This window comes from Mesorhizobium sp. M7A.F.Ca.CA.004.06.1.1 (assembly GCF_003999135.1).
Taxonomy (GTDB): domain Bacteria; phylum Pseudomonadota; class Alphaproteobacteria; order Rhizobiales; family Rhizobiaceae; genus Mesorhizobium.
In genome coordinates this window covers 1-3,988 of sequence record NZ_RZPQ01000555.1, presented here as the reverse complement: position 1 = coordinate 3,988, position 3,988 = coordinate 1, and the positions used below count along the sequence as shown (strand labels likewise).

The following is a 3,988-nucleotide window of genomic DNA, read 5'->3' as shown; positions in this document are numbered from 1 at the left end:
CCCATGTTGAGTGCTGCCCCGCCGCTGAAGCCGGCAAGCAGGAAGCCGGCGAGCGCCGCCGCCGTGCCGCACAGCATATAGGCAATCAACCGCACCCGTGCGACGTTGATGCCGGCAAGCCGCGCCGCCGGTTCGCTCTGGCCGGTGGCCAGCACTTGCCGGCCCCAGACCGTGCGTTTGAGAGCGATCATGGCGGCCAGCGTCAGCAGCATCACCGCGATCGGCATGAATTGCACACCGCCAAGGCTCATCGAGGTGAACCGGGAAAGGCCTGCCGGCGGCTTCAGCGTCGCCTGGCCGCCGAGATTGAAGGCAAGCGACTGGAAGACGAAGCTCCAGGCGAGCGTCGCGATGATCGGCGGCAGCCTGAGCGCGACGATGGCAAGGAAGTTCGCGGCACCAGCGACAGCGCCGACGGCAAGTGCTGCAAGCAGGCCAGGCAGCAGCATGCCGTCGGACCCTTGCATCACCGTCATCGACACATAGGCGGCCAGCGTCAGCACGGATGGCACGGACAGGTCGATATTGCCCGGCCCGGAAGCGACCACGAACATCTGCCCGGTTCCCACCACCACGCTGAAGGCACCGAAGGCGAGCGCGCCCGACAACGTGGCGCCGGCACTGCCGATGCCCGAATAGGCTGTCGTCGCCAGCCACATTGCGAGCGCCACGATGAAGCCGTAGGTCCACGGCGCGAGGCTCAATCTCCGGGTCATCGCGTCCGCTCCGACAAAAGCACGCGCCCGGCCAGCACGAGAAACAGGATGACGCCCTGGGCGCCGATCTGCCACGTCGGCGGCACCTGCAGGAAAGACAAAAGCGAGCCCGCGAGCGACAGCGTCAGAGCGCCGACCACCGTGCCGACCGGCGAGACGACGCCGCCGGTAAAGGCGCCGCCGCCGAGGATCACCGCGCCGACGCCGAGCAGCGTATAGGCCGGCGCGACATTGGCGTCGCCCGATGTGGTGAGGCCGGTCAGCGTCAGCCCGGCCAGACAGGCGAGCAGGCCGGCGACCGCATAGACCGCGACCCGGATGCCGATAACGGACCAGCCGGCGCGCTCGACGGCGCGCGGATTGCCGCCTGCGCCGCGCAGCACCACGCCATAGGAGGAGCGTGAGATGACGAGATGGCCGGCGAGCGCCGCCAGTGCCGCCAGCCAGATCGACAGCGGCATCAAAGGCGGCTGCCAGCTCATGAAGGCGGCAAGCCATGCGGGTGCCGAGCCACCCGGTGCCGGCAACAGGATGACGGCGATGCCGAGCCAGATGAAGGACATGCCCAGCGTCACGATGATCGAGGGCAATTGCCGGGCATGAATAAGCAGGCCGAAACCGGCATAGGCGGCGATCAGGACGATGTAGCACAGCGCCGCGATTGCCGGCGCGTCCCCGAGATAGAGCGCCGTGACGCAGGTGATCAGCCCGACAAAGGCGCCGTTCGACAGGTCGATGTCGCCCAGCATGATCACCATCATCTGCGCCAGCGCGGCAAAGACCAGCGGCACCGAGAGCTTGAACAGCAGATGGAAGCCGAAATAGCTCATCGCCGCCGGGCGGATGCTGAAGATGATGGCCAGCATAACCAGCAGCGCGATAGCCGGCAGGCCGACCTGCATGGCATTGAGCAAGGCCGAACGCGGATTGGAAGGAGAACGGGCCGGAACTCGGGCAGCCGCGTCAGACATGGTCGCCTCCGAACGACGCCTGCAGGATACGGCCGGTCTCGATGGCCTCATCTTCCAGCCTGGTCACGGCGCGGCCCTCGCGGAAGACATAGATGCGCTCGCAATTGGTCAGCTCTTCGAGTTCGGTTGTGTACCAGACGAAGGCGCGTCCGTTCTCGGCCTCCGCGCGGATCAGCCGGTAGACCTCCTGCTTGGTGCCGACATCGACGCCGCGCATCGGATCGTCGAGGAAGATCACCTCGGCGTCCGACGCCAGCGCACGAGCGAACAGCACCTTCTGCTGGTTGCCGCCGGACAGCGACATGATCGGCGTGTCGATCGAAGGCGCCTTTACCTTGAGCCGCTCCGACCAGGTCTCGGCCAGCTTGCGAGCGGCGGCGCCTGAAATCATGCCGCCCCGCGTCAGCGCATTCAGGCTGCGGATGGTCAGATTGTCGGCGATAGACCACAGTGAGAACACGCCTTCAGAGCCGCGGTCGCCGGCAACATAGGCACCCGGCAAGGCCTCGCGCTGCCGGCGCGCGGCATAGAACATCGCGCGCAGCCGCTCGCGCTGGCCGTGGCCGTCGAGCCCGGCGAAACCGATGATCTCGCCCTTGCCGACTTCGATGGTCAGATCAGCGGTGTCGCGGCCGGCATGCCGGATAACCGGAGCTTGCACCGACGACGCCTTGCCTACGGAGCGATCGCGGGGCCGCTCGATGCTGCCCATCAATTCGACAAGCGCGGCGCGCGACAGGCCGGCGGTCGGCCGCTCGGCGACGACCTTGCCGTCGACCATGACGACGGTGCGGTCGCAGACGGCGAGGATCTCGTTCAGTCGATGGGTGATCAGGATGCAGGCGATACCACGTCCGGCGGCACGACGAATGTGGGTGAGCAGTTGCTCCGTCGCCTCATGGCCGAGCGCCGAGGTTGGCTCATCGAGAATGACGGCGCGCAATTTGATGCTGGTCTGCGTGAAGGCGCGAGCGATCTCGACCATCTGTCGCTCGCCGATCGGCAGGTCGGCGACCTTCCTGTCGAGGTCGATGCCGTGGCCAGGGAAGATCTCGTCCAGCACCGGACCGATTACCTGGCGCGCGCGCCGCCGCCAGCCCAACCCACGCAAGGACCTGTGCACGATGCGGGTGTTTTCCGCCGACGTCAAATTGGCGCAGAGCGACAGTTCCTGAAAGATACAGCGCAGACCGGCCTGCTGGGCACTGGCCGCACTCCAGGCACCGATCTCACGTCCGCCGACGCGAAAGCTGCCGCTGCTGCGCTCGATGGTGCCGGCCAGCACGTTCATCAGCGTCGACTTGCCGGCGCCGTTGTGACCGACCAGGCCAACGACCTCGCCGGGGTTCAGATGAAAATCCACGCCGCCCAAGGCATGCACGGCATCATAGCTCTTGCGGACATTGCCTACCTCGACAAGAGGGCTGTCAGCATCGCCTCTCTCTGCTGCGTCCTTTTTGGGCGACGTGGGATCGTTCATCATTCGGCCATGCTGCTCATTTCGGCGCGGGTACGCCGGGCAGAGGTTCTTTCTTTACGTTGGCGTCGATGATCTTGGCCACTAGCTCCTGCGGATATTCGGCATTGACAACGCCGCCTGCGGGAACCGTCTTCAGCCAGGCGTCGAGGTCAGGCTGATTGATCTGCAGGAGCGGCACCTCGACGAATTTCGGCACCTGCTTGCCGGCCAGGATCTGCTGCGCGACCCAGAACGCGACCTGCGAGACGCTGGGCGTGGCGCCCAGCGAGAAAGTTTCGTAGCCGCCGGCATCATGCTCCTGCTTCCACAGCGCCAATTCGTCCTGGCGGTTGCCCATGATGATGATCGGCAGCGGCCGGTTGGCGGCCTTGAATGCCTGCGCCGCGCCATAGCCGTCGCCGCCCTGCGTCAGCACCGCATCGACCTGAGGCAGCGACGGCAGGATGCCCGACACTTCCTTTTGTGCCACGGTCGCCGTCCACTGGCCATAGACCTCGCCGACAGCCTTGTAGCTGGCGTGCGCCTTCATCGCCTTCTCGACGCCCTCATGCAGGCGCTTGTCGAAACCGTCGCCGGCCATACCGCGGATCTCGAGGATGTTGGCCGGTTTGTCGCCGAGCTTGCTGGAGATGAAATCCAGTTCTGCCTTGGCATAGGAGTCAAGGTTGTAGTCGACGACATAGGCGCAAGGCTCGGTGACGCCGCTGGCGAAGGCAACGACCGTGATACCGGCATTGCAGGCATCCTTGATGGCGCCGTTGAGTGCGGTGTCGGAGCCGGCAAGGACGATGATCGCGTCGTAGCCCTGCAGGATCAGGTTC

General features: G+C 65.8%; 4 protein-coding genes. All 4 read right to left on the bottom strand.

What is annotated here, in order from left to right:
• Window positions 1-716, bottom strand: a 716-nt coding sequence (locus tag EN906_RS25605) for an ABC transporter permease (RefSeq protein ID WP_164777354.1), incomplete at its 3' end; no start/stop codon positions are given.
• A complete protein-coding gene (locus tag EN906_RS25600) occupies window positions 713-1,618 on the bottom strand; it encodes an ABC transporter permease (RefSeq protein WP_245456869.1) in 906 nt (301 codons plus the stop codon). The genes EN906_RS25600 and EN906_RS25605, both read right to left, overlap by 4 nt.
• Window positions 1,619-1,679: 61 nt before the next feature.
• Entirely contained in the window at window positions 1,680-3,170 is a 1,491-nt protein-coding gene (locus EN906_RS25595) for a sugar ABC transporter ATP-binding protein (RefSeq protein WP_236383134.1), read from the bottom strand.
• A 13-nt stretch (window positions 3,171-3,183) separates the two neighbouring features.
• The coding region (locus tag EN906_RS25590; RefSeq protein WP_127375467.1) for a substrate-binding domain-containing protein at window positions 3,184-3,988 on the bottom strand (805 nt) is incomplete at its 5' end.

Coding starts and splice junctions, on each gene's coding strand:
- EN906_RS25600 (WP_245456869.1), bottom strand. CDS start 1,618: ATGCAGGTCGGCCTGCCGGCTATCGCGCTGCTGGTTATGCTGGCCATC.
- EN906_RS25595 (WP_236383134.1), bottom strand. CDS start 3,170: ATGATGAACGATCCCACGTCGCCCAAAAAGGACGCAGCAGAGAGAGGC.